Source organism: Meiothermus ruber DSM 1279 (assembly GCF_000024425.1).
Classification (GTDB): Bacteria; Deinococcota; Deinococci; order Deinococcales; family Thermaceae; genus Meiothermus; species Meiothermus ruber.
In genome coordinates this window covers 586,191-609,082 of the sequence record NC_013946.1, presented here as the reverse complement: position 1 = coordinate 609,082, position 22,892 = coordinate 586,191, and the positions used below count along the sequence as shown (strand labels likewise).

At 62.9% G+C, this 22,892-nt stretch carries 23 protein-coding genes and 1 rRNA gene; 13 read left to right on the top strand and 11 right to left on the bottom strand.

The window, feature by feature from the left end:
- Window positions 1–32: 32 nt before the first annotated feature.
- A complete protein-coding gene (locus MRUB_RS03195; protein WP_013012916.1) occupies window positions 33–1,265 on the bottom strand; it encodes an extracellular solute-binding protein in 1,233 nt (410 codons plus the stop codon).
- A 62-nt stretch (window positions 1,266–1,327) separates the two neighbouring features.
- Window positions 1,328–2,308, bottom strand: coding sequence for a LacI family DNA-binding transcriptional regulator (locus MRUB_RS03190; protein WP_013012915.1), 981 nt, complete (start codon window positions 2,306–2,308; stop codon window positions 1,328–1,330).
- A gap of 151 nt (window positions 2,309–2,459) precedes the next feature.
- Here MRUB_RS03190 and MRUB_RS03185 point away from each other — a divergent pair, with 151 nt between their 5' ends.
- Window positions 2,460–3,524, top strand: coding sequence for a glucose-1-phosphate thymidylyltransferase (locus MRUB_RS03185; RefSeq protein ID WP_015586395.1), 1,065 nt, complete (start codon window positions 2,460–2,462; stop codon window positions 3,522–3,524).
- A gap of 165 nt (window positions 3,525–3,689) precedes the next feature.
- Here the strand turns inward: MRUB_RS03185 and MRUB_RS03180 are convergent, their stop codons facing one another.
- The gene (locus MRUB_RS03180; protein WP_013012913.1) at window positions 3,690–4,073 is read right to left on the bottom strand and encodes a metallopeptidase family protein; all 384 of its coding nucleotides are present in this window, start codon (window positions 4,071–4,073) and stop codon (window positions 3,690–3,692) included.
- Window positions 4,074–4,191: 118 nt separating this feature from the next.
- Here MRUB_RS03180 and mntR point away from each other — a divergent pair, with 118 nt between their 5' ends.
- The 5 genes from mntR (at window position 4,192) to MRUB_RS03155 (ending at window position 9,059) form a co-directional block, all read left to right on the top strand.
- Window positions 4,192–4,911 (top strand): manganese-dependent transcriptional regulator MntR, encoded by a 720-nt coding sequence (mntR, locus tag MRUB_RS03175; protein ID WP_013012912.1) that lies wholly within the window; start codon window positions 4,192–4,194, stop codon window positions 4,909–4,911.
- Window positions 4,898–5,863 (top strand): metal ABC transporter solute-binding protein, Zn/Mn family, encoded by a 966-nt coding sequence (locus MRUB_RS03170; RefSeq protein ID WP_013012911.1) that lies wholly within the window; start codon window positions 4,898–4,900, stop codon window positions 5,861–5,863. Before mntR ends, MRUB_RS03170 begins: the two co-directional genes overlap by 14 nt.
- Window positions 5,860–6,639: a metal ABC transporter ATP-binding protein gene (locus MRUB_RS03165; RefSeq protein WP_013012910.1), complete on the top strand. Its 780-nt coding sequence runs from the start codon at window positions 5,860–5,862 to the stop codon at window positions 6,637–6,639. The genes MRUB_RS03170 and MRUB_RS03165 overlap by 4 nt, the downstream gene beginning before the upstream one ends.
- Before the next feature lie 195 nt (window positions 6,640–6,834).
- The gene (locus tag MRUB_RS03160; protein WP_013012909.1) at window positions 6,835–7,968 is read left to right on the top strand and encodes a metal ABC transporter permease; all 1,134 of its coding nucleotides are present in this window, start codon (window positions 6,835–6,837) and stop codon (window positions 7,966–7,968) included.
- Window positions 7,965–9,059 (top strand): metal ABC transporter permease, encoded by a 1,095-nt coding sequence (locus MRUB_RS03155; protein WP_013012908.1) that lies wholly within the window; start codon window positions 7,965–7,967, stop codon window positions 9,057–9,059. The genes MRUB_RS03160 and MRUB_RS03155 overlap by 4 nt, the downstream gene beginning before the upstream one ends.
- Window position 9,060: 1 nt before the next feature.
- Here the strand turns inward: MRUB_RS03155 and MRUB_RS03150 are convergent, their stop codons facing one another.
- The 3 genes from MRUB_RS03150 to argJ are packed head-to-tail and all read right to left on the bottom strand — an operon-like array spanning window position 9,061 to window position 11,390.
- The gene (locus tag MRUB_RS03150; protein ID WP_013012907.1) at window positions 9,061–9,711 is read right to left on the bottom strand and encodes a hypothetical protein; all 651 of its coding nucleotides are present in this window, start codon (window positions 9,709–9,711) and stop codon (window positions 9,061–9,063) included.
- Window positions 9,712–9,731: 20 nt separating this feature from the next.
- A complete protein-coding gene (locus MRUB_RS03145; RefSeq protein ID WP_013012906.1) occupies window positions 9,732–10,193 on the bottom strand; it encodes a hypothetical protein in 462 nt (153 codons plus the stop codon).
- A 54-nt stretch (window positions 10,194–10,247) separates the two neighbouring features.
- Window positions 10,248–11,390 carry a bifunctional glutamate N-acetyltransferase/amino-acid acetyltransferase ArgJ gene (argJ, locus tag MRUB_RS03140; RefSeq protein ID WP_013012905.1) on the bottom strand — a complete coding sequence of 381 codons (1,143 nt, stop codon included), beginning with the start codon at window positions 11,388–11,390 and terminating at the stop codon, window positions 10,248–10,250.
- A gap of 427 nt (window positions 11,391–11,817) precedes the next feature.
- Between argJ and MRUB_RS03135 the strand changes: the two genes are divergently transcribed.
- Window positions 11,818–12,303, top strand: coding sequence for a hypothetical protein (locus tag MRUB_RS03135; RefSeq protein WP_013012904.1), 486 nt, complete (start codon window positions 11,818–11,820; stop codon window positions 12,301–12,303).
- Window positions 12,304–12,310: 7 nt separating this feature from the next.
- On the opposite strand, the gene MRUB_RS03130 is transcribed toward MRUB_RS03135, so the two are convergent.
- From MRUB_RS03130 to rsmI, 4 genes are all read right to left on the bottom strand, one after another.
- Complete coding sequence (locus MRUB_RS03130) at window positions 12,311–12,943, bottom strand: ribonuclease H1 domain-containing protein (RefSeq protein ID WP_013012903.1); 633 nt, start codon at window positions 12,941–12,943, stop codon at window positions 12,311–12,313.
- 15 nt (window positions 12,944–12,958) lie between these two features.
- Entirely contained in the window at window positions 12,959–13,504 is a 546-nt protein-coding gene (gene msrA / locus MRUB_RS03125; protein WP_013012902.1) for a peptide-methionine (S)-S-oxide reductase MsrA, read from the bottom strand.
- Window positions 13,505–13,555: 51 nt separating this feature from the next.
- Complete coding sequence (pfkA, locus tag MRUB_RS03120; RefSeq protein WP_013012901.1) at window positions 13,556–14,524, bottom strand: 6-phosphofructokinase; 969 nt, start codon at window positions 14,522–14,524, stop codon at window positions 13,556–13,558.
- A 105-nt stretch (window positions 14,525–14,629) separates the two neighbouring features.
- Entirely contained in the window at window positions 14,630–15,430 is an 801-nt protein-coding gene (rsmI, locus tag MRUB_RS03115) for a 16S rRNA (cytidine(1402)-2'-O)-methyltransferase (protein WP_013012900.1), read from the bottom strand.
- A 92-nt stretch (window positions 15,431–15,522) separates the two neighbouring features.
- On the opposite strand from rsmI, the gene MRUB_RS03110 reads away from it, so the two are divergent.
- From MRUB_RS03110 to MRUB_RS03100, 3 genes are all read left to right on the top strand, one after another.
- Window positions 15,523–16,665, top strand: a complete 1,143-nt coding sequence (locus MRUB_RS03110; RefSeq protein ID WP_013012899.1) for a site-2 protease family protein — start codon at window positions 15,523–15,525, stop codon at window positions 16,663–16,665.
- Window positions 16,666–16,817: 152 nt separating this feature from the next.
- Window positions 16,818–18,306: ribosomal RNA gene (locus MRUB_RS03105) — 16S ribosomal RNA — on the top strand.
- 242 nt (window positions 18,307–18,548) lie between these two features.
- Window positions 18,549–19,043, top strand: coding sequence for an NUDIX hydrolase (locus tag MRUB_RS03100; protein WP_013012898.1), 495 nt, complete (start codon window positions 18,549–18,551; stop codon window positions 19,041–19,043).
- A 26-nt stretch (window positions 19,044–19,069) separates the two neighbouring features.
- Here MRUB_RS03100 and MRUB_RS03095 read toward each other — a convergent pair whose 3' ends face one another.
- Entirely contained in the window at window positions 19,070–19,738 is a 669-nt protein-coding gene (locus MRUB_RS03095; RefSeq protein WP_013012897.1) for a GntR family transcriptional regulator, read from the bottom strand.
- A gap of 145 nt (window positions 19,739–19,883) precedes the next feature.
- Here MRUB_RS03095 and MRUB_RS03090 point away from each other — a divergent pair, with 145 nt between their 5' ends.
- From MRUB_RS03090 to MRUB_RS03080, 3 genes are all read left to right on the top strand, one after another.
- Entirely contained in the window at window positions 19,884–20,837 is a 954-nt protein-coding gene (locus MRUB_RS03090) for a tripartite tricarboxylate transporter substrate binding protein (RefSeq protein ID WP_013012896.1), read from the top strand.
- Window positions 20,838–20,988: 151 nt separating this feature from the next.
- Entirely contained in the window at window positions 20,989–21,432 is a 444-nt protein-coding gene (locus MRUB_RS03085) for a tripartite tricarboxylate transporter TctB family protein (protein WP_013012895.1), read from the top strand.
- Window positions 21,429–22,892: a tripartite tricarboxylate transporter permease gene (locus MRUB_RS03080; RefSeq protein ID WP_013012894.1), complete on the top strand. Its 1,464-nt coding sequence runs from the start codon at window positions 21,429–21,431 to the stop codon at window positions 22,890–22,892. The genes MRUB_RS03085 and MRUB_RS03080 overlap by 4 nt, the downstream gene beginning before the upstream one ends.

Sequence of the window (22,892 nt, the reverse complement as noted above, 5' to 3'; positions counted from 1 at the left end):
GGGCCGGGCCCTGCTCCACAATCCCACAACCTTTAGCGAACGATGCGGTTCAGCTCGGCCTGGGCGTCGGCAATGGCCTGATCCACCGACTTCTTGCCAGTAATCACCGCCTGCAGGGCCTCGTTGATGGGGCGCATCCAGTTACCCCCGTCCAGCGCACCAAACTTGAAGGGCAGCACCGCCCCGCCCACACCGGTCGAGCCCTGGAAGACCACCCGGTTCAGCTCGTTTTCCTTGCCGGGGCGCTGGAAGATGGGGCTGTTGGCCAGCGCGCTGCGGCTGGGCAGGGCCAGACCACGGGAGAGGATCCAGTTCTGGGCCTCGGGGCTGGTGAGAACCCGCAGCACCTTGGCCGCTGCTTCCTTGTTCTTGGAGGCAGCGTTCATGCTCCAGGAGACCGTAAATATGAAGTTGCCCCGCTGCTTGGTGACCGGGTCGAGGGGAATCAGGGTGGTGCCATAGCGCATGTTGGGGGCCTTGTCGCGCAGGAAGCCACCGATCCAGGCCCCCTCAATGGCCACCGCGGCCTTCTCGGCTCCGAAACAGCCGCCCGTCCAACCCTCGCCCAGATCCTGGGCGTACCTGCCGGCCCCGTCCTTGACCAGGCTGGTGTACCACTCGAAGGCCCGGCGGAAATTGGCGTCCAGCACGGTACGGCCCTGGGCGTTGAAGGGCCGCCAGCCGGTGGCATAGGCAAAAGCCCCGAATCGGGCGTAGTCGGCCACCACACAAAGCCCGGCCACATCCTTAACAACGGCCTGCACCCGCTTGAGTTTGTCCTTGAAGGTGTCCCAGGTGTCGGTCTGGTTGGGGTAGGGCACCTTGGCCTCGTCGAAGAGGTCTTTGTTAAACTGCACGGCCAGGGTGTTGAAGTCCTTGGGCAGGCCGTAGATGTTGCCGCGCAGGGTGAAGGCATTCAGCAGGTTGCGGTTGAAAACAGCCAGCTCCTGTGGGGTGAAGTATTTGTTCAGGGGCTCCACCCGGCCCGAAGCAAACAGAGGCTCCGACCAGAAGATATCCACGTAAAAGAGGTCGGCAGCAGTGCCCGCCGAGAGGGCGTTGAGCAAAGCCGCGCGGTAATCGCCCTCGATGCCCTGGTACTCGGCCCGGATGCCTTCTTTTTCCAGGGCTGGGTTTACAATCTCCCGCACCAGACTGCTGATGATGGCGGTATCGTTGCCGCCAAAGCCCTGTAGCTTGACCACCGTTTGCGCCGAGGCCAGGCCCAGCACAGCCAGGGCCAGGGTTGCCAGTATTTTCTTCATGGGTTCCTCCTACAAAAAAGACGCCATTGACCAGCCTAAGCCGCTTTTGTTGGGGTATATGCTTATCCTTCCACCTCCTTCAGGCAGGTGGTACCGCGCACCACCAGGCGCACCGGCACCCGTATTCCATGAGGGGCCGCCCCTGCCAGGGCCTCTTTGAGTAGACGGGCCGTGGTACGGGCAATCTCCGCGATATCCTGCCGCACGGTGGTGAGCTGTTCGCCCACCTCGGGCAGGTCGTCGTAGCCCACCAGCGAGACGTCCTGGGGCACCCGCTGGCCCACATCCTCCAAGGCCGCCAGAGCCCCCACCGCCATCTCGTCGGAAGCTGCGAAAAGGGCGCTGAAGCGCAGGCCCCCTTCCCAGGCCTTGCGCACCACCCGGTAGGCGGTAAGGGTAGAAAAGTCGCCGTCCAGCACCAGCTCGGGCCGGTAGGGTACCTGGTAGGCCTCGAGCGCCCGCCGATACCCACGCAACCGCTCCCGTCCGGCCTGGTGTTGGGGCTGACCGGTCAGGTGGGCAATCTCGCGGTGGCCGAGCTCGAGCAGGTGCCGGGTGGCCGCATAGGCCCCGCCCTCGTCGTCCGGCGCTACCCAGAAAGCCCCCGGATACACCCCCACCAGCACGTGGGGCGTCCGGGCCTGGGCCAGGGCCTCGAGCCGGGGGTCGTGGTCGTGCGCCCCCAGCAGGATGTAGCCCTTGGCCGGCTTAAGAGGTAGGCCGGCGGGGTCGATGGGGGTCTCCTCCAGGCGCAGCCCAGCCTGCCAGAGCGCCTCGGACAGGTGTTCGAACAACAGCACAAAGTACGGGATGTAGCGCCGCACCCCCGGGGCCAGCAGTATGCCCACGGTGTCGCCCTTGCCGGTCAGTTCGCGGGCGGCCTGCATGGGCACGTAGCCCAAGCGCGCCACCACCTCGAGCACCCGGGCCCTGGTCTCGGGGTGCACCCCGGGCCGCTGGTTCAGCACCCGGCTGACCGTGCCGGTAGAGACCCCGGCCAGGCGGGCCACATCTTGAATGGTGGGGGTCTGTTGGTGGTTCATAATCTGTTTTTGTAATCGCTTACAGACTTTCACTCATAATAAAGGCTTTCAAAAACCCGTGTCAATACGGTGTATTATTTTTATTGATTAGTTTTCTGTAAACGATTACAAAAACTGAGCCAGCCGGCTTACTGATAAGATGGTAGGCGACATGAAAGGACTCATTCTTGCCGCTGGACGGGGCACCCGGCTTCGTCCCCTCACCCATACGCGCCCTAAACCGGTCATCCGACTGGCTGGCAAACCCATCATTCGCTACGCGGTGGACAACCTGCTCGAGGCCGGCATTACCGAGATAGGGGTGGTGGTCTCCCCCGACACCATCGAAGACATCAAGCTGGCCCTCAAAGATTGTTCGGGTGTGCAGATCACCTACATTGTGCAGGAAGAAGCCCTGGGCATCGCCCATGCGGTTGGCACGGCCAAAGACTGGCTGGGGCAGAGCCCTTTTGTGCTGTACCTGGGCGATAACCTCTTTCAAAAAGGCGTCAAGTCCTTTGTGGAAGCCTACCAGCCCGGCATAAGCGCGGTGATTGCCCTGGTGCGCGTACCCGACCCCCGGCAGTTTGGGGTGGCAGTGCTGGAGGAAGGGCGCATCGTCAAGCTGCTGGAGAAACCCAAAAACCCACCTTCGGATCTGGCGGTGGCCGGGGTGTACGTGTTTGGCCCGGTCATCATGGACATCATCGCCAACCTCAAACCCAGCGCCCGGGGCGAGTATGAGATTACCGACGCCATCCAGGCCCTGGTGGATCGGGGCCATACCGTGCTGGGGCAGGAAATTGCCGGCTGGTGGAAGGACACCGGACGCCCCGCCGATCTGCTGGATGCCAACCGGCTCTTGCTGGTGGAGCAAAAAAGCCCCACCCCGGTCATCGAAGGGCAGGTACACGAAAGCCAGGTCACCGGGCGGGTGGTCATCGAAAAGGGCGCGGTGGTCAAGAACAGCACCATTCTGGGCCCGGTGCACATCGCCCAGAACGCCATTGTCGAAGGTGCTTACATCGGCCCTTTTACCTCGGTAGGCCCCAACGCTGTGGTGCGCCAGGCCGAGGTGGAGTATTCCATCCTGGAAGATAGCGCCGTGGTCGAGGATGTGCCGCTGCGACTCCATGAGTGCATTCTGGGGGTTGGAGCCAGAGTAACCAGGCGCCAAAGCCTGCCCAAAGCCCACAAACTGGTGCTGGGCGACCTGAGCAGCCTCGAGCTGGCCTAGCCTCACCAACCATCGGCTGGGTTTTCGTCCTGGGGTATGGTTCCACAAGCTGCTGTCCACTCGTGTCCAGAATGAAAACCAGAGCCCTTCGCTCTGCGAGCTGAAGCACAATAAATTCCTCGATCAAAACAGCCGCCCCCATACGGGGGCTTTTGCTGTTGTAGGCTACCGGCCTTCGCGGTATCGCCGCAGGTTCTCCATGTCCTCCTGCACCAGGTCGTCCCGCCAGGCCAGCGACTCCAGGTGGTGGCGCAGTTCGTGCAGCAGGGTTTCCCAGATCTCGCCCTCCCAGTCGAAGCTGGGATCTTCGGCGGCCAGCGCCGCAAAAGAGCCGTAAAACAGGGCAATGTGCCGCCCGATACCTTCAAACCCACCCAGCACCGAAGGATAGCCAGGGTCGTAGTACTCACCGAGCCGCAGCAGCTCGGGCTCGTCGGGGTCGGGCTTGAGGTGCTCCAGCACGTGAAGGCCGTGCAGACCTCGCTTATACTCGGCTGGAATTTCGTCCCACAAGCGCTCGGCTGTTTCGGCAAAGGCCTCGTAGGTCATCGGCTTCAGTCTGTCACAGATGCTCTGGAGCAACCGTGAGGATGGGCAGGCTTGACAGATTTTTAGTTTTACCTAAAAATAAAAGCCTACTTGGCATGGTTTGCCTAAATCTCAGACTATGAACAGAACCACCCACCGCACCCCCCTCTCCGAGGCCCAGGAAGACTATCTAAAGCAGGTCTTGCTGCTAGGCAGCGGGGAGGGCATGGGCCGGCTGGAGGACACCCTGCCGGTATCCACCCAATCGCTGGCCGACCGGATGCAGGTCAAGCCGGCCTCGGTCACCGGGATGCTCAAGAAGCTGGCCGAGCTGGGCTTGGTGGAGTACGAGGCCTACCGGGGCGTGCGGCTCACCGAGGCCGGCTACAAGGTGGCCCTCGAGGTGCTCCGCCATCACCGGCTGATTGAGGCCTATCTGCACCAGGCGCTGGGCTACGGCTGGGAGGAAGTGCACGCCGAGGCAGAAAAGCTCGAGCACCACATCTCGGAAGCCTTCGAACAGCGCATCGCCGAGTGGCTGGGCCACCCTTCCCACGACCCCCACGGCGATCTCATCCCCAGCGCGGCCCTCGAGCTACCCCCCACCACCCCCAACCGCCGCCTGGCAGCCTTGCAAAGCGGCCAGTACGGCACGGTGGCACGGGTAGCCACCCAGGATCAGGACGCGCTCAACCTGCTGGCCCGTCTGGGTCTCAAGCCCGGCGCTTCGCTGCGGCTGCTCGAGCAGGGGGCCGAGGGCAGCCGCATACAGGTAGGAGGCCAGCGCTATTTGCTGCCCACCAGCCTGGCCCAGGTGCTGTGGATACAGATCGAGGAGGATCAGGATGCGAATCCGTAACCACCTAAAACCCTCTATACTACTGGCCCTGCTGGTGCTGGGCCTTGCGACCCAGGTCAGCGCCCAGCCAGACAAAATCAGCCGGCTTCAGCCGGTGCGGCAAACCCCGGTGCGGGTGGTGACCACGGTCAACTTTATCACCGACCTGGTACAGCAGGTGGGGGGCGACCGCGTCCGGGTGGAGGGCCTGATGGGGGCCGGGGTAGACCCCCACCTCTACAAGGCCTCGGCGGGCGATGTGCGCCGGCTCCAGCAGGCCGACCTGGTCTTCTACGGCGGGCTGCACCTCGAGGGCAAGATGGTGGAGCTGCTGGAACGCCTGCCCAAGGCCATCGCGGTGACCGACGCCATCCCCCGCGAGCGCCTGATTCGGCCCGCTGGTGGCTTCCAGGGGCAGTTCACCTACGACCCCCACGTCTGGTTCGATGTGACCCTCTGGCAGTTCACCATCGGCCGGGTGCGGGATGCGCTCAGCCAGGTAGACCCCGCTGGGGCCAGCCGCTACCGGGCCAATGCCGAGGCCTACCGCAAGCGCCTCGAGCAACTGGATGCCTTCATCCGCCAGCAAATTGCCCAGGTTCCACCGCAGCAACGGGTGTTGATTACCGCCCACGACGCCTTTAACTATCTGGGCAGGCGGTACGGCCTCGAGGTGCGGGGCTTGCAGGGCATCTCCACCGTATCCGAGGCCGGCACCCGCGACGTGCAGGCCCTGGCCGACTTCATCGTGGAGCGTAAAATTCGCGCCATCTTCGTGGAGTCCAGCGTGCCCCGGCGCGCCATTGATGCGGTGGTGGCAGCGGTGCGGGCTCGAGGCTGGCGTGTAACCATCGGAGGCGAGCTTTTTTCCGACGCTGCCGGCAGCCCCGGCACCCCCGAGGGCACCTATGTGGGCATGATGGAGCACAACATCCGCACCATCGTGAACGGTCTGCTGGGGAGGGAGCCGTGATCACCCAACCTAGAACCGTTCAGAACCCGGAATCCGGGGCCTCGAGCCCCCTCCGCGTGCGCGACCTGACCGTGGTCTACCGGGAGAAGCCAGCCTTGTGGGATGTGGATCTGGAAGTACCCACCGGGCAGCTTTGCGCCATTGTGGGCCCCAACGGGGCGGGCAAATCCACCCTGATTAAGGCAGTCCTGGGGCTGGTGCCGGTGGCCTCGGGGCAGGTGCGCTTTTTTGGCCAGAGCCTGGCACAGGCCCGCAAACGCATCGGCTATGTGCCCCAGCGGGGCTCGGTGGACTGGGATTTCCCCACCAGCGTACTGGACGTGGTCATGATGGGGCTTTACGGCCAGTTGGGCTGGTTCAAGCGGCCCGGCCCGCGCGAGCGCGAGGCAGCCCTGCGCTGCCTGGAGCAGGTCTCGATGCAGGCCTTTACCACCCGCCAGATCTCGCAGCTATCCGGCGGCCAGCAGCAGCGGGTGTTTCTGGCCCGGGCCCTGGCCCAGGATGCCGATCTCTACTTTATGGACGAGCCCTTCGCTGGGGTGGATGCCGTTACCGAAGAGGCCATCCTGCGGGTACTGCACGAGCTTAAGAAGCAGGGTAAAACCGTGGTGGTGGTACACCACGACCTGGAAACCGTGCGCGATTACTTCGACCACCTGACCCTGCTGAACGTGCAGGTAATAGCCAGCGGGCCGATGGAAGAGGTGTTTACACCCGAGAACCTAAAACGAACCTACGGGGAGCGGATGCGGTGGGGGGAAAGGCACAGCGCATGAGCTGGAAAAGCATCTCTTTACACAACCACCACGGGCTCGAGGCCGCCTTTCAAAACAGTTTTCTCTGCGTCCCAGTTCGCGGCTCCTCTCATGCAATGCACGAAAGCCGTGAGAGCGGGACGGGCCCGTGCCCCTGCCCGGGGGCATGAGCAAACCCCACGCCGCAGCCATCCCTTGGAACCATTCTTCCTCACTATGTCTGAACTCCTGCTTATCTTTACCGACTACACCCTGCGCAACGTGGCGCTGGGCTCGGCCATGCTGGGGGTGGTGGGCGGGGTGCTGGGGGCTTTTGCTGTCCTGCGCCGCCAGAGCCTGCTGGGGGATGTGCTGGCCCACGCCGCGCTACCGGGCATCTGCCTGGCCTTCATCCTCACCGGCACCAAGGCCCCCCTGGTGCTGCTCCTGGGCGGGGGTCTGGCCGGCTGGCTGGCCGCCTGGCTGGTGCTGGCTGTGTTACGCCACAGCCGGCTACCCGAGGACTCGGCCCTGGGGGTGATGCTCAGCAGCTTTTTTGGCTTCGGGGTGGCCCTGCTCACCTTTATCCAGCACAGCAACAACGCCAGCCAGGCCGGGCTGGATCAGTACATCTTCGGGCAGGCCGCTACCATTGTGGCCTCCGACGTACGGAACTTTATGGTGCTGGGCGGCGTCGCGCTGCTGGTGGTGGGGCTGTTTTACAAAGAGTTCAAGCTGCTTTCCTTCGACCCCGCCTACGCCCACAGCCTGGGCCTGCCGGTGCGGGGGCTGAACACCCTCCTCACCTCCCTGATGGTGCTGGCGGTCATGGTGGGGCTGCAAACCGTAGGGGTGGTCTTGATGGCGGCCATGCTGATTGCCCCGGCTGCCGCCGCGAGGCAGTGGACCAACCGGCTGGAGGCGATGATCGGGCTCTCGGCGCTGTTTGGAGCCATGGCCGGGGTGAGCGGGGCCTTGATCTCGGCCACCCGCGAAAACCTGCCCACCGGCCCGCTGGTGGTGCTCTCGATGAGCGCCATCCTGCTGGTCTCGCTCTTTTTTGCCCCGCTCAGGGGGCTGGTGTGGGACTGGGCCCGCACCCGGCAGAACCGCCGCCGGGTGCGCCTCGAGCGCCTCCTGCTGGACGCCCACGTGCTGCACGCCCACGGCACCCTGACCCCGCAGACCCTGGCAGAGCGCCGCCGCGAGCCGGTGGCCGTGGCCTTACAGAACCTCGAGGCCCTGCGGTCTTTGGGCTGGGTACAGGAACACCCGCAGGGCTTTATCCTCACACCGACCGGCGAACAGAAAGCCCACGAACTCGAGCAAGCCATGCGGGTTTTGCCGCATAGGGTGGAGGGTTCGTCATGAACGCCGACCTGGTAATTATCCTCACCGCCATCCTGGTCTCCACGGCCTCGGCCCTGGTGGGCAGCTTCCTGGTGCTGCGCCGTATGGCCCTGCTGTCCGATGCCATCTCCCACGCGGTGCTGCCGGGCATCGTGCTGGCCTACTGGCTTTCCGGCGGCGAGCGGGCCACTGTACCGGCCTTGCTGGGGGCCGCCGCCGCGGGCCTGGTGACCGTGGTTCTGGTGGAGTGGCTAACCCGCACCGGCAAGGTCAAAAACGATGCGGCCATCGGAATCGTGTTCCCTGCGCTGTTTAGCCTGGGGGTCTTGGCGGTCTCGCTTTTCTTCCGCAACGTGCACCTGGACATGGACGCCGTGCTCTACGGTGAGATCGCCTATGCCCCCTTCAACACCCTGAACCTGTGGGGCCGGGAGGTGCCCGAGTCGTGGCTGGTGATGGGCTCGCTCACCCTGCTCAACCTGCTGTTCGTGCTGCTGTTTTATAAGGAACTCAAGCTCTCTACCTTCGATCCTGGCCTGGCCGCCGCGCTGGGCCTCGCACCCGGCGCGCTGCACTACGGTCTGATGACCCTGGTCTCCTTCACCTCGGTGGGGGCTTTCCAGTCGGTGGGAGCCATTTTGATTGTGGCCTTCCTGATCATTCCTCCCGCTACGGCCTACCTGCTCACGCGGCGCCTGCCGGTGATGATTGCCCTGGCGGTGGGGGTCGGGGTGGTTTCCAGCCTGGCGGGATATGCGCTGGCCATCTGGCTGGACGCCTCCATCGCCGGCATGATGGCCACGGTGGCCGGGCTTTGCTTTACCCTGGCCTTCCTCTTTTCGCCCGTGGAGGGCTACCTCACCGCCCGCCTGCGCCGGGAACGACAGCGCCTCGAGGTCGCCGCCCGCCTGCTGGTCGCACACCTGGCCCACCACGATCAGCCGGTGCCCGAAGGGGAGGTGCTCGAGGAGTTCGGGTGGAACCCTCGCTTTCTCAAGCAGGTGCGGGAAAAGGCCCGGCAAGCGGGCTGGCTCGAGGTGGTGCGGGAAGGGCTGCGCCCGACAGCACGCGGCCTCGCCATGAGCAGCGCCCTGCTCGAGCCCGACCCATAACTCAGCGACTCACATCCACGCTGGTGCGGTTGCCGGCTGCATCCACCGCAATCAGGGTCACCCGCCGCACCGGCAGCTCCACGTAAAAACTGACCTCTTTGCCTTTGGGTAGCGACAGCGGGCTAAAGGTGCGGTTGTACTGCAAGGTAACCCGATCCACCCCGGTATCATCCAGCACCCGCCCGGAGATTTGCAGGGTGGACTCGGTGCGGGCCGGAATTTCCTCCTCGGTGCCATCGGGCAGGGTGCGCTTGTGGGCCGGTTGCACCACGGTAACAACGCGCTCGGCCCGCTCGATGACGATCTGCGGGGGACGGGCATCCAGCACCAGCGGCAGGCGCACGGTGCGGGTCTGGCCGCTCATGTCGGTGGCGTCCACCTTGATCTCCACCTGCCCCGACTGGGGGGCCTGCACCCGGAAGGTGAAGCGCACCAGCTTCTGCCCCCGGCTGGCTTCGGGCAACAGTTCCTTCCCGCCCGCTTTTACGCTCTGCACCCCCACATCGTCGAGGGCGTACCCCTGCACCTGCAGCGAGCGCTGGGAGAGCACCCCACTTTTGGGCTGGGTAATACCGATGAGCGGTGGCTGGGTATCCCCCGGCCGCTGGCATCCCGCAAGTAGCAACAAAAAGAGAAGGGGCGCGTACCGCACCCCTCCATCCTAACAGTTGCTCAGGGTCTGAAAATTAGGCCAGCCCGTGCGTTGAAGTCCACGCCTCCAATCACACCCGAGAGCGCCCCGGTACCAATCCCGAAGCCCACCTGGAGCTCGCCATAAACGCTGAAGGGCTGGGCCGGGAAGGCGTACTCAATGCCAACCAAACCGTGGGGGAAGATGTAAATACCGGTGTTGCTCAGAACCGTCCAGAACCCCACCGAGGCCCCGGCGCCGGCGTACCAGCTCAGGTCGAAGCCCGGTGCAGCCGGGATGGCCTGCTCGAGCACGATGTAATCGGCCCCAGCCCCCAGCCCTGCAAAGGCCAGGCCGGCCCCCAAGCGGAAGCTGCTGACCTGATACTGCACACCAATCCAGGTCGGGAAGCCCGAGTAAATACCAAAACCATCCGACTGGGCCTTGCCGAGAGAGCCAAACAGCAACGCAAACAACACAACCAAGGGTGCCAAACGCTTCATCTTTTGTTCACCTCCAAGGGTAGTCTAGCACCTTTGCGTTATTTTGGCGTTACCTTAGGTGGTATAGAGCGCATTAATTCGCACGTAGCCCTCGGTGAGGTCGCATCCCCAGGCCGTTCCCTGCCCCTCCCCCAGCCCCAGGTCGGCCTCGACCAGCACTTCTTCGGCTTGCATGGCCTGGCTGGCCTGGGCCCGGTCGAACTCGAGCACCTTCCCGGCATAGAGGGGAATGCCCTGCAGGGTAATGCGCACTTTGTCGGGCTCGAGCGCCACCCCCGCCTTGCCCAGCGCCATCATGACGCGGCCCCAGTTGGGGTCGTTGCCGTAGACGGCGCTTTTCCATAAAGGGCTGGCCGCTACCGAGAGGGCGGCCTTGCGGGCCTCCACGTCGCTTTTGGCCCCGGTAACCTTTACGGTCAGCAGCTTGGTGGCCCCTTCGCCATCGCGGGCCAGCTTGCGGGCCAGCTCCACACAAACCCGCTCCACCGCCTGCCAGAACTCGGCCAAATCCACCGGCCCCGCCGCGCCGTTGGTCATCAGAACGGCCATGTCGTTGGTGGAGGTGTCGGTGTCCACCGTCACCTGGTTGAAGCTTTTATCCACCACGCCCTGCCAGCCCCGGCGCAGCTCTTCCTGGGAAACCGCCGCGTCCGAGACGATATAAGCCAGCATGGTGGCCATGTTGGGGGCAATCATGCCGCTCCCCTTGCAAACCCCCACCACCCGCGCCCCGCTCGAGAGGGTGGCCTCGGCCATCTTGGGCACCAGGTCGGTGGTCATGATGGCTTCCATGAAGGGGTCTATTTCCAGTCCCAGCCGAATCTGGGGCAGGGCAGCCTCGATTTTTTCCACCGGCAAGGGCTGCCCAATCACCCCGGTAGAGGCGGTCAGCACCGTCTCGGGTGCAAGCTGTAGCTGCGCCGCCGCCAGTTCGGCCATGCGCGCATCGGCCCAGATGCCCTGCTCACCCGTGGCACAGTTGGCATTGCCGGCATTGACCACGATGGCTTGCAGACCCTGGCCGGCAGCCAGCAGTTGGCGGCCTCGAGCCACGCAAGGTGCAGCGGCTTTGTTCAGGGTTCCCACAAAAGCCCAGCTACAGGGCGTTCCCGAGACCAAAAGGGCCAGGTCAGGCTTGCCGGAGGGTTTGATGCCGGCCTGGGTTGCACCGGCGCGAAAACCAATCGGAAGTCGCATAGCAGCAGCATATCCTTACGGCCGTAAGCGGAAAAGTGGCGGTTCAATTCACCCCCGCTCAGCGACCCGATCCAGGCCGCGCAGAATTCGTTCAGGGCTTTGTGCATGAACACTTGCCCTGCTCGGCTAGCTCTTTCTTGCCCAGAATGAGCCTGGCTGGCCCCAGCTTCAACAGTGGCATCCCAACTGCGGGCCGTAGCGGGCAAGCCAGCCTTAAAAGGGTGCTCACCGCCCAGCAGCCTCCCCTTCTGCCCCTGTCTGGGATCATCTCACCTCGCTATCCGATTGGCTGGCAGCTTGCCTTATGTCGGTCTAGTGCGCACGCTCGCGCTTATACCCTGCTTTTCCTGGCCGCTCCCAGCTCCACAGAGCCCCTCTGGTCAAAATAGCGCCTCTAAGCCCCTCAGGGCGGGTATACTCCGGTTTGATGCTTAGCTGGCTCGACTTAGTGGCCCTTCTAGTCCTTTCGGCTGCCCTCGGCGTAGGCATTCGCCAGGGGGTTGCTTTTACACTGGCGGTAGTACCCGCTTTGCTACTCTACATATTGCTCACAGCCTGGGCTGGATCCCTGCTGCCGATCGCAGCCCTGCCGGTGCTGGCCCTGGCCTTGAGCCTGGGTATGGCCTATGTGCGGCATTTCATTCCGATTAATCCCCTCAGCCCGGTTCTCGAGGGCATCATTGGCGGCCTTGGGGGGTTGGCCTGGGGGCTGTTCTTAGCCGCTGTAATCTGGGTGGGCTTCCCCAGCGAATTTGTGGCCTCCACCGGCGCTCTGCGCTACCCTTCCGAGCAAATTTCCAGCGGGGTCAAAGATGGCATCGTCAGCAGCGCTTTTGCCCGCCCCTTGTTCGACTGGGCGGCGGGCAGCCCCCTATTCAAAACAGCCTTAATCCCGCACATCCGCCACCCCTAAAGCCCATTTATTTCCGCCCGAAATCCGCCGGGTTCTCCCCCCAGCTATCGGTCTGCCACTTGAGGATCGGGTTAGGGTAGGTATGGGAGCGTAGCCAGGCCTCGGCCTGGGATATGCGCTCGAACAGCTCGGCGTTTTGCTGGGTGCGCACCAGGTTGGTGCGGGCTTTTTTGGCCTTGACCCAGGCAATCGCGTTAATCGAGTCGGAGTAGATGGGCCAGGTGTAGCCCTTTTCTTTGCAAAGCCTCAGGGCCTCGACAATCGCCAAAAACTCGCCCACGTTGTTGGTGCCCTGAGCAAAGGGTCCCCGGTGAAAAATCTCCTTGCCCGAAGCGGTCTCTACACAGCGGTACTCCAGCAGCCCCGGATTGCCGCTGCAAGCTGCGTCCACGCAGTAGCTGGGGGTAATCGGTGGGGGAACTTCCAGGAGGCGGTTCTGCGTGGCTTTTGGGCCCAGGTAGTCCTGGTATCTCCCAGAAAAGGCCTCTCTGGCTTCGCTCAGGGTATCGAAGGCCTTGTACTCGGCTCCCGCAAAACCCTTGACCTGCGCCTCGGCTTCGGGCCAGGAGGAGAATATACCGGTCTTTCGGCCCTTCCAGACCACGTAATGCTTGCTTTGATTCTTCGCCGCTCGAGCCATAACCCCGAACCCCACTCAAACCGTGCGCTTGAGCCGGTCGAAGTACTGCTTACGGAACTTGGCCACCTTGGGGCCCACCACCAGTGCGCAGTAGGGCTGGTAGGGGTTGCGCCTGTAGTATTCCTGGTGGTAGTCCTCGGCAGGGTAAAACCGCTCAAACGGCACCAGCTCGGTCACAATGGGGTTATCCCACACCCCAGCCTGGGCCAGGGCCTGCATGACCTCCCGGGCCACGGCCTGCTGCTCCGGGGAGTGATAGAAAATCACCGAGCGGTACTGCGGCCCTATATCGTTGCCCTGGCGGTTGAGCGTGGTGGGGTCGTGGATGGTGAAGAAGACCTCGAGCACCTCCCGGTACGAGATACCGCTGGGGTCGAAGGTGATCTGCACCACCTCGGCGTGGCCGGTCTGCTTGCTGCACACCTGCTCGTAGGTAGGGTTGGGCACATGCCCCCCCGAGTACCCCGAAACCACATCCACCACGCCTTTTAACTCGTCGAAGACGGCTTCAAGGCACCAAAAACACCCACCGCCCAGGGTGGCGAGTTCTAAAGTCTGCATGGTGGCATTCTTATGCCTAGGCCCTCTGGCCTGATGTGAGGTAGGTAACGGTCACAGGGCCAGCACTTTGGCCAGCTCGTATTTCTTGTGGTTGATATCCTTACGCTTCTCGATGGCTTCCTTGAAGGGGGTGAGACGGATTTCGTCGTTCACTTCGCCAATCGCAACCCCGCTGGCCCCGCTTAGAAGGGCTTCCACGCAGGCGGCTCCCAGGCGGCTGGCCAGCACCCGGTCTTTGGCGGTGGGGCTACCGCCGCGCTGGATGTGGCCCAGCACCGTAACCCGCGCGTCGAAACCCGAGTACTGCCGTACATCTTTGGCCAACTGCTCGGCGCCGCCCTCGTAGCCGCCCTCGGCCACCACCACAATGGAGGAGCGCTTGCCCTTCTCCGCCGACTTATTGATCACTTCAGCGCAAGCCTGGGCGTTGGTGGGTATCTCAGGAATCACGATTACCTCGGCCCCCCCGGCAATGCCCACTTCCAGGGCAATAAAACCCGCATGGCGGCCCATCACCTCGATAAAGAAGACCCTCGAGTGGCTGGCCGCGGTATCGCGGATGCGGTCAATGGCTTCCAGGGCGGTGTTCACCGCCGTATCAAAGCCGATGGTGTAATCGGTGCCGTAGAGGTCGTTGTCAATGGTGCCGGGCGCGCCCACCACCGGAATGTGGTGTTCGGCCAGCAGCTTCGCCGCGCCGGCGTAGGTGCCGTTGCCGCCAATGGCGATCACCCCATCTATGCCGGCCTTTTTGAGGTTTTCAGCGGCCCTGGCCCGGCCTTCAGGGGTCATGAACTCCTTGCTGCGGGCGGTGAGCAGAATGGTGCCCCCCCGCTGCAGGGTGTTGGCCACATCCCGCGGCCCCATCGGTATAAAGTCACCCTCGATCATGCCCTGATAGCCACCCCGGATGCCGATAACCTCCAGGCCGTGGGCCACCCCCGTACGCACCACCGCCCGGATGGCGGCATTCATGCCGGGCGCGTCGCCTCCACTGGTAAAAACCGCAATTCGCTTCATCCAACCGTTCCTCAACAGATTTTTTTAAGCAGAGCCTCAGAGCCCTCAGCCAAAAACTGCCTGTTAGTTTACCCAGAAAGTCTATTTGTAGCACCCACCTGGCAACTACGGTGTATCCGGCTTATGGGCAAGTTCGTAGGCCCGGTTGCGGGGAAGCCCGGCCTCGGTCAGGGCTTTGACCAGCGCCTTGCCTTTCAGGCCCTGGGCTTTGAGGTGCTCGAGCACTGCTTCTGCTTCTTGCTCGAGACCTGCTGTAGGCTCCGCTTTGGGGCCCAACACCAGCACAAACTCACCCCGGGGTTCTTTGAAGTGTTCCAGCGCGTCGGCCAGCCGGCCCCGCCAAATTTCCTCGTGCAGCTTGGAAAGCTCCCGCGCCACCGCCACTGGGTGCTCGGGGCCGTAGATTTGTAGCAGATCCTGCAGGGTCTCACGCAGACGGTGGGGGGCCTCGTAGAGCACCACGGTACGGCCTGCCACCTGCGCCAGGCGGGCCCGCCGTTCCGAGCGCTTCTGGGGCAGGAACCCCTCGAAGGCGAAGCGAGCGGTTGGCAGGCCCGAGGCCACCAAAGCCGGGATTAGGGCGGTGGGGCCGGGCAGCACCTCGAGCTGCCAGCCTTCTTTTAGGGCCAAGGCCACCAGTTCGGCGCCGGGGTCGGAGATGCCGGGGGTGCCGGCATCGGTCACGTAGGCCACCCATTCGTACCCCTCCAAAAGCCGCCGGGCCTGGCCCACGGTGTGCTGGTCGAGGCGCAGCATCGGCTTGGAGATGCCAAAGTGTTTGAGCAGAATGCCGGTGCGCCGGGTATCCTCACAGGCCACCACCTCGACTTCCCTGAGCACCCGCAAGGCCCGCAGGGTGATGTCCTCGAGGTTGCCGATGGGGGTGGGTACCAGACTCAAGCGCATGGGCCTACGTATCCTACAACCGATTATCCCTCGCCCTGAAACCCCCGCGGGAAGCACAAAGGGCTTCTCGCAGTGTAGTACCATACGTGCAAATGTTCGCCAAAACCATCCGCCTGCCTTTGCAGCTCCTGGGCATCCCGGTCTCGCTCGACCTGAGCTTTCTGATTGTGCTGCCCCTTCTGGCCTTTCTGATCGGCAGCCAGCTTCCGCTCTACCTGCGGCTGCTGCAGATCGAGGCATCGCCCGACTGGCTCCAAGGCCCCATGCCCTATGTGCTGGGCCTGCTGGCCGCCTTGGGTCTGTTCCTGAGCGTGCTGCTCCACGAGCTGGGCCATGCCCTCACGGCGCGGGCCTATGGCGTACAAACCCGCGAGATTACCCTGTGGCTCCTGGGGGGGGTGGCCCAGCTCGAGCAAATCCCCCGCACCCGCGGGGCCGAGGCCGTCATCGCCATCGCCGGCCCCATCGTGAGCCTGCTGCTTTCAGGGCTGTTTGCGCTTTTGCGCGGACTGGCACCCCCAGGCGCAACCGATGGGCAGTTTCTGCTGGGCTACTTGAGTTTCATCAACCTGAGCCTGGCCCTGTTCAACCTGCTACCAGCCCTGCCGCTCGACGGCGGGCGCATCCTGCGCAGCCTGCTGGCCCTTTACAGACCCTACCTCGAGGCCACCCGCACCGCCGTCGCGGTGAGCAAAGTGATGGCCTTTGCCCTGGGCCTGCTGGGCCTGCTCATCGGCAACCTCTTCATGCTCCTGATCGCTTTTTTCGTCTTTATGGCGGCCAGCGCCGAGGGTGAGCAAACCGTGCTCAGCCGCACCCTCGAGGGCCTCTGGGTGCGCGACCTGATGACCCGCGAGGTAAGCACCGTGCCCCCCAGCCTGACCGTGGCCGAGCTCCTGGAGAAGATGATGCTCGAGCGGCACGTGGGCTACCCGGTGGTGGAGGAGGGGCGGCTCCTGGGCCTGATCAGCCTGGAAGACCTGCACGGGGCCTCGCCGCAGACCCGGGTGCTCGAGCGGATGCGCCCCCCCTTACAGGTAAACCAAGACACCGAAGCCCTCGCCGCCCTACAACGCATGGCTGAACAGGGGTTCTCGAGGCTCCTGGTTACCGACGAGCAGGGGCACTTAATCGGCATTCTAAGCAAAACCGACCTGCTGCGAGCCCTGCAGCTCCGCGCCGCCCAGATGAGCTTGTCCGACCATCCCAAGAACCACATACCGGGTAGGGCTTGACAGGTTTGGGGGTAGTCGGTACACTTCTCGTTGCGCTGCCACGAGGTAGCCAAGCACCTTGACAAAGAAAGATCAGCAGAAGCACGAACCATACGTCGTTTTCTCGGACGTTTATAAACGAGAAAAATACAAGTCTCACCGCAAGGTGAGCGTTTTCGGAGAGTTTGATCCTGGCTCAGGGTGAACGCTGGCGGTATGCCTAAGACATGCAAGTCGAACGGGCTGTTTATGCAGCCAGTGGCGGACGGGTGAGTAACACGTAGGTGACCTACCCCAAAGTCTGGGACAACTAGGAGAAATCTTAGCTAATCCTGGATGTGGACATCTACTTTGGTGGATGTTTAAAGCTTCGGCGCTTTGGGATGGGCCTGCGGCGCATCAGGTAGTTGGTGGGGTAATGGCCTACCAAGCCGACGACGCGTAGCTGGTCTGAGAGGACGATCAGCCACAGGGGTACTGAGACACGGACCCCACTCCTACGGGAGGCAGCAGTTAGGAATCTTCCGCAATGGGCGAAAGCCTGACGGAGCGATACCGCTTGAAGGACGAAGCCCTTCGGGGTGTAAACTTCTGAACTCGGGACGATAATGACGGTACCGAGGTAATAGCACCGGCTAACTCCGTGCCAGCAGCCGCGGTAATACGGAGGGTGCGAGCGTTACCCGGATTTACTGGGTGTAAAGGGCGTGTAGGCGGTCTCTCAAGTCCGATGCTAAAGACCGAAGCTCAACTTCGGGGGTGCGTTGGATACTGTGAGGCTAGACGGTCGGAGAGGGTAGCGGAATTTCCGGAGTAGCGGTGAAATGCGCAGATACCGGAAGGAACGCCAATAGCGAAAGCAGCTACCTGGACGATTTGTGACGCTGAGGCGCGAAAGCGTGGGGAGCAAACCGGATTAGATACCCGGGTAGTCCACGCCCTAAACGATGAGTGCTGGGTGTCCGACATCTGTTGGGTGCCGTAGCTAACGCGTTAAGCACTCCACCTGGGAAGTACGGTCGCAAGACTGAAACTCAAAGGAATTGACGGGGGCCCGCACAAGCGGTGGAGCATGTGGTTTAATTCGAAGCAACGCGCAGAACCTTACCAGGTCTTGACATCCACGGAACCCTGGTGAAAGCCGGGGGTGCCCGCAAGGGAGCCGTGAGACAGGTGCTGCATGGTCGTCGTCAGCTCGTGTCGTGAGATGTTGGGTTAAGTCCCGCAACGAGCGCAACCCCTGTTGCTAGTTGCCATCAGTTCGGCTGGGCACTCTAGCGAGACTGCCTACGAAAGTAGGAGGAAGGCGGGGATGACGTCTGATCCGCATGGCCCTTACGACCTGGGCGACACACGTGCTACAATGCCTGCCACAAAGCGCTGCGACCCGGTAACGGGAAGCCAATCGCACAAAAGCAGGCTCAGTTCGGATTGGGGTCTGCAACTCGACCCCATGAAGCCGGAATCGCTAGTAATCGCGGATCAGCCATGCCGCGGTGAATACGTTCCCGGGCCTTGTACACACCGCCCGTCAAGCCATGGGAGTGGGTTTTGCCTGAAGTCGCCGGGAGCCACAGGCAGGCGCCTAGGGTAAGGCTCATGACTGGGGCTAAGTCGTAACAAGGTAGCTGTACCGGAAGGTGCGGCTGGATCACCTCCTTTCTAAGGAGCATAAATAGCTCGGCTGATCTTTCTTTGTTCAAGGCAAGCGCCCTTCGGGGCGCTTTTTCTTTTTACTGCTTACTACTGGCTAATGGCATTCTGCGGCCCATGTGTGCCTTCATACACGACAAAAGCGCCAGTTCCTAGTAAACTGAGAACAGGTACCCATCATTGGGTCATTGGAAAGTAGTTACAGTATGCGTTATTCGGTAAGTTTACGCCGCCGTAGACCTAAACGCGGCATGGTGGGGGGCTCGAGGCCCCAAGCGCTGCCGCAATCCCGCCGCCGGGTGACCTCGGCGGGGGGGGTGGTGTTGCGCGAGCGGCCTGGGGGGAAGGGCCTGGAGGTGCTCCTCATCGCCATCAAAGACGGACGGGTCTGGAGCCTGCCCAAGGGCCAGGTAGAGCCAGGCGAGCGTTATCCACAAACCGCCGTCCGCGAGGTGCGTGAAGAGACTGGCATCGAGGCCAGGGTACTGGCCCCCCTGGGCAGCATCCGCTATCACTTCACGGTCAAAGACGACGGGGTACAAACCACCGTCACTAAGGAAGTTCATCACTTCTTGATGGGCTACGTGGGTGGCACACCCCGGCCCCAAAAAGAAGAGGTGGACGGGGTGGCCTGGTTCCCTGTGCGCGAGGCCCTTAAGCGGCTTTCGCATCAAAACGAGCGAAACGCCGTTCTCAAAGCCCTCGCCTGCTGGGACACCCAAGCACCCATGAGCGCTCAGCCATAATCGCGTGAAGCCCGGTCTGGGAAACCTTAGCCCCCAGCGGCGCTGATCAACAAAGACTTGATGCGACTGATGTGCTGTTCGATCAAACCCAGGGCCTCGGCCTGCTCACCCTCGACCAGAAACTGCAGCAGGCGTTGGTGTTCGGCTATGCTCTGCTCACGCCGGGAGGGGTGTTTCTGGTACACACGGTGGGCCACCCGGTACAGCATGTCTTGCTGGCGCTCGAGGGCCTGCACAATCTGACGGTTGCCCAGGGTAGTGGCGAGCCGGCGGTGGAACGCCATATCGGCCAGCACCAGTTGCTCGGTCTGGGTCTGGGGGTGCTGGGCCAGGGCCTGCTGCTCTTGAATATGCTCCTGCAGCACCCTGGCCTGGCTGCGGCTCAGGTTGCCGGCCAGGCGCTTGACCACAAAGCTTTCCAGGGCCAGGCGAAAATCGATGTGCTCGAGCACCTCCTCAAAGCTCAGGGCCAGCACCACAATGCCCTGCTGGGGCGAGACCCGCACAAAACCCTCGTTCTCGAGGCGGGCGATAGCCAGCCGCACCGGGGTTTTGCTCATGCCAAGCTGCTGGGCCAGGCTCCGCTCCGATAAAAAGCTGTTGGGCGGTAACTCCTCGTTGAGAATCAGGCGCTTGATGTGCAGGTAGGCCCGCTCCCGTAGGGGCAGTTCCTCCACATCACTGGGTTGAACCATAAAGCCAGTCTAACAAGCCGCGTACTAAAACTCAACTGAGATGCCAGTTGCATCTTTGTAAAAACTGTGTTAGATTGTCCAGCGTCCCAAAGGACATCCACAATACGGTTCACCTTTGATGCTATTGAGCAAGGGAGGAGTCTACATGAAGCGAGTTTTTGGCATTCTGGCGGTTGTGGCCGTACTGGCGCTCACCCTGGTGGCACTGGGGCAACGCTACCCTGTCCGGCCCATTACCCTGATCGTGCCCTGGTCACCCGGCGGCAGCACCGACCTTACCGCCCGTTCCCTGGCCCCGGTGCTGGGCAACATCCTGGGCCAGCCGGTACAGGTGGTCAACCGCACCGGCGGGGGTGGGGCCATCGGCCACGCCGCCATCGCCCAGGGCGACCCCAGCGGTTACACCATTGGCATCATCACCCTGGAGGTGGTGCTACCGGCCTGGGTCAACCAGACCAAAATCAACGCCGATGCCTTTACGCCCATCGCGCTCCTGGTGCTGAACCCCGTGGCCATCGTGGTGCGCAAAGACGCCCCCTGGAAAACCGCCCAGGAGTTCATCGCCGATATCAAGGCCAACCCCGGCAAGTACAAGGCCTCCGGCACCGCCCGCGCCGGCTCCTACGACTATGCCCGGCTGGGCTTCCTCAAAAAGCTTGGCCTGAAAGACGCGGCCCTGCCCTGGGTGCCCGCACAGGGTGCGGCCGCCGCTTTGCAAGAGCTGATTTCGGGGGGCATCAACGTGGCCTTTGTCTCGATCGGCGAAGCCAGCGCGCTGGTTAAAGCCGGTGAGGCCCGCTACCTGGCCTTCATGACCGACCGGCGCTTCCCGGCCTTCCCCGACGTGCCCACCCTGAAAGAGCTGGGCGTGGACTGGACCTTTGCCTCTTTCCTGATGGCCGCGGCCCCCAAGCACACCCTGCCCTCGGTGGCCCGCCAGCTCGACCAGGCCTTTGCCAAGGCCGTGCAAGACCCGGAGTTTGTGCGCTTCATGAACAACGCCAACCTGGTCATCAACCACCTGAACTTCGACCAGACCAAAGCCTTCCTGGCCGAGCGCAACCGGGCCATGGCTGAGCTGGCCGATGAGTTGAAGTAGCCCGTGGCAATGCGGTACAACCTGGGCAGACCCACGTCTGCCCAGTTACGTTGGAAAGTTGCAGCGATTGAGCGGTCAGACTCAAGTAAATCACATTTCTTCACGACAGGGATATATTGGAGGCACAACAGAAACAGAAAGGAAGATTCCAATGGTCAATCCGGCCCGCCCTTTTGAGCTTTTAGTCTGCCTGATCGCCCTGGCCCTAGGGCTCGCTGCCTGGTTCATCAGCGATACCTTCCCCCGCACCGCGGAAGGGTATCTGGGGCCGGCGCTTTTCCCCAAGCTGCTGGCGGTGGGTTTGGCCGTGGCCAGCCTGAGCCTGCTCTACCGCAACCTGCGCCAGCCTGGGCTAGGGGCCTCGTTCAAGCTGTTGGCCTGGGGCAATCTGCTGCGCATCGGCGGCGTTCTGCTGGCCTTGCTACTGACCCCCTGGGCTTTGGACAGGCTGGGCCTGTTGGGCTCCGCCGGGTTGCTGGTGCTGCTGTCCTGCCTGCTCCTGGGTGCGCGCTGGCTCGAGGCCCTGCTCACTGCGCTGTTCATGGTGGCCTTTGTGTACGTGGTCTTTGTGCAGTTGCTCAAGGTGCCGTTATGAGTTTTTTTAGCCTCGAGTCCTTCCTCGCCATGATGCTGGGAGCCCTGTACGGCGCCTTGTTTGGCTCGCTTCCGGGACTTACCGCCACCCTGGCCATCAGCCTCTTCATCCCCATCGCCATCTTTTTAGACCCCACGGTAGCTTTTTCAGCCATCATCGGCATTACCGCCACCGCCATCTTCGCCGGGGATATTGGGGCTACCGCCATGCGCATCCCCGGTACCCCGGCCTCGGCGGCCTACACCGAGGAAATTCACCAGATTGGCAAGGAGCGCTCCCCCGCTTTTGCCCTGGGCATCTCGGCCCTCAGCTCGGCCCTGGGCAGCCTGGTGGGGGTGGTCATTCTGATTGGGGGCTCGCTGGGCCTGGCCCAGGTGGCCAAGCAGTTCTCCTCCTTCGAGTACTTCTGGCTGGTGCTCCTGGGCATTGTGAGCGGCGTGTTTGCCTCCCCTTCCATGGCCAAGGGGTTAATTGCCTTTGGGGTGGGCATGCTCATCGCCACCATCGGCTACGACCCCGCCCTGGGCACCCCCCGCTTCAACTTCGGCAACCCCAACCTGCTGGGAGGGATTTCCTTCATCGTCGCCCTCATCGCCTTCTTTGGCGTGGCCGAGGTGATCAACAACATCTATAGCTATAAGAAAGGCCACCAGCCACCGGCCAGTCCCAACCAGAATCGCTCGGTGGCCCAGGAGTTCTTTGGTGCAGGGGGCCGGCTGGTCTGGAAGGAACGCCGGCTCCTGTTGCGCTCGAGCCTGCTGGGCACTTTTATCGGTTTCCTGCCGGGGGCCGGCTCCGACCTGGCGGCCTGGATCAGCAGCAACTTCACCCGGCTGCGCCGGGGCAGCAAAGAACAGGTCACCCTCAGCGGGGCCTCCTCCAACAACGCCGCCGTGGCCGGCACCTGGATTCCGGCCCTTTCGCTGGGCATCCCCGGCGACACCCTGACGGCCATTGTGCTGGGCATGTTCCTCACCATGGGCATTACCCCCGGCCCCGACCTGTTCGCCAAAAACCTGGGCTTTGTGGTGCAGTTGTACATGGCCTTTATCCTGGCCAGCCTGCTCATGATGCCCCTGGTGGGCTACCTGGGGGCGGCCCTGATCAGCACCCTGCTGCGCATTCCCATGCGCCTGCTGCTGGGGGCGGTGATGGGTTTGTGCCTGGTGGGCACCTACGCCATCAACCGCAACCCCTTCGACCTGTACCTGCTGGTGGTGCTGGGCCTGCTGGGGCTCTTGATGCAGCGGGGCGGCTTCCCGGTGGGTCAGCTCATTCTGGGCATGGTGCTGGGACCCCTGCTGGAGCAGTACCTGATGATGAGCCTGATCAAGACCCAGTGGGATCTGACCGCGTTTTTCAGCCGGCCCGTGGCCGTGGTGCTGGCGGTATGCAACCTGTTGTTGATTGTGGGCATGCTCTGGCTGCGCGGGCAGCGGGCCAGGCCCAACAACCCGTGA

What these genes read in the sequence shown, in the direction of transcription:
- MRUB_RS03090 (WP_013012896.1), top strand. Translation starts at nt 19,884, where the DNA reads ATGAAGCGAGTTTTTGGCATTCTGGCGGTTGTGGCCGTACTGGCGCTC.
- msrA (WP_013012902.1), bottom strand. Translation starts at nt 13,504, where the DNA reads ATGCAGACTTTAGAACTCGCCACCCTGGGCGGTGGGTGTTTTTGGTGC.
- MRUB_RS03100 (WP_013012898.1), top strand. Translation starts at nt 18,549, where the DNA reads ATGGTGGGGGGCTCGAGGCCCCAAGCGCTGCCGCAATCCCGCCGCCGG.
- MRUB_RS03085 (WP_013012895.1), top strand. Translation starts at nt 20,989, where the DNA reads ATGGTCAATCCGGCCCGCCCTTTTGAGCTTTTAGTCTGCCTGATCGCC.
- MRUB_RS03185 (WP_015586395.1), top strand. Translation starts at nt 2,460, where the DNA reads ATGAAAGGACTCATTCTTGCCGCTGGACGGGGCACCCGGCTTCGTCCC.
- mntR (WP_013012912.1), top strand. Translation starts at nt 4,192, where the DNA reads ATGAACAGAACCACCCACCGCACCCCCCTCTCCGAGGCCCAGGAAGAC.
- MRUB_RS03110 (WP_013012899.1), top strand. Translation starts at nt 15,523, where the DNA reads ATGTTCGCCAAAACCATCCGCCTGCCTTTGCAGCTCCTGGGCATCCCG.
- MRUB_RS03195 (WP_013012916.1), bottom strand. Translation starts at nt 1,265, where the DNA reads ATGAAGAAAATACTGGCAACCCTGGCCCTGGCTGTGCTGGGCCTGGCC.
- MRUB_RS03155 (WP_013012908.1), top strand. Translation starts at nt 7,965, where the DNA reads ATGAACGCCGACCTGGTAATTATCCTCACCGCCATCCTGGTCTCCACG.
- MRUB_RS03135 (WP_013012904.1), top strand. Translation starts at nt 11,818, where the DNA reads ATGCTTAGCTGGCTCGACTTAGTGGCCCTTCTAGTCCTTTCGGCTGCC.
- MRUB_RS03080 (WP_013012894.1), top strand. Translation starts at nt 21,429, where the DNA reads ATGAGTTTTTTTAGCCTCGAGTCCTTCCTCGCCATGATGCTGGGAGCC.
- pfkA (WP_013012901.1), bottom strand. Translation starts at nt 14,524, where the DNA reads ATGAAGCGAATTGCGGTTTTTACCAGTGGAGGCGACGCGCCCGGCATG.
- argJ (WP_013012905.1), bottom strand. Translation starts at nt 11,390, where the DNA reads ATGCGACTTCCGATTGGTTTTCGCGCCGGTGCAACCCAGGCCGGCATC.
- MRUB_RS03160 (WP_013012909.1), top strand. Translation starts at nt 6,835, where the DNA reads ATGTCTGAACTCCTGCTTATCTTTACCGACTACACCCTGCGCAACGTG.
- MRUB_RS03095 (WP_013012897.1), bottom strand. Translation starts at nt 19,738, where the DNA reads ATGGTTCAACCCAGTGATGTGGAGGAACTGCCCCTACGGGAGCGGGCC.
- rsmI (WP_013012900.1), bottom strand. Translation starts at nt 15,430, where the DNA reads ATGCGCTTGAGTCTGGTACCCACCCCCATCGGCAACCTCGAGGACATC.
- MRUB_RS03180 (WP_013012913.1), bottom strand. Translation starts at nt 4,073, where the DNA reads ATGACCTACGAGGCCTTTGCCGAAACAGCCGAGCGCTTGTGGGACGAA.
- MRUB_RS03145 (WP_013012906.1), bottom strand. Translation starts at nt 10,193, where the DNA reads ATGAAGCGTTTGGCACCCTTGGTTGTGTTGTTTGCGTTGCTGTTTGGC.
- MRUB_RS03190 (WP_013012915.1), bottom strand. Translation starts at nt 2,308, where the DNA reads ATGAACCACCAACAGACCCCCACCATTCAAGATGTGGCCCGCCTGGCC.
- MRUB_RS03170 (WP_013012911.1), top strand. Translation starts at nt 4,898, where the DNA reads ATGCGAATCCGTAACCACCTAAAACCCTCTATACTACTGGCCCTGCTG.
- MRUB_RS03130 (WP_013012903.1), bottom strand. Translation starts at nt 12,943, where the DNA reads ATGGCTCGAGCGGCGAAGAATCAAAGCAAGCATTACGTGGTCTGGAAG.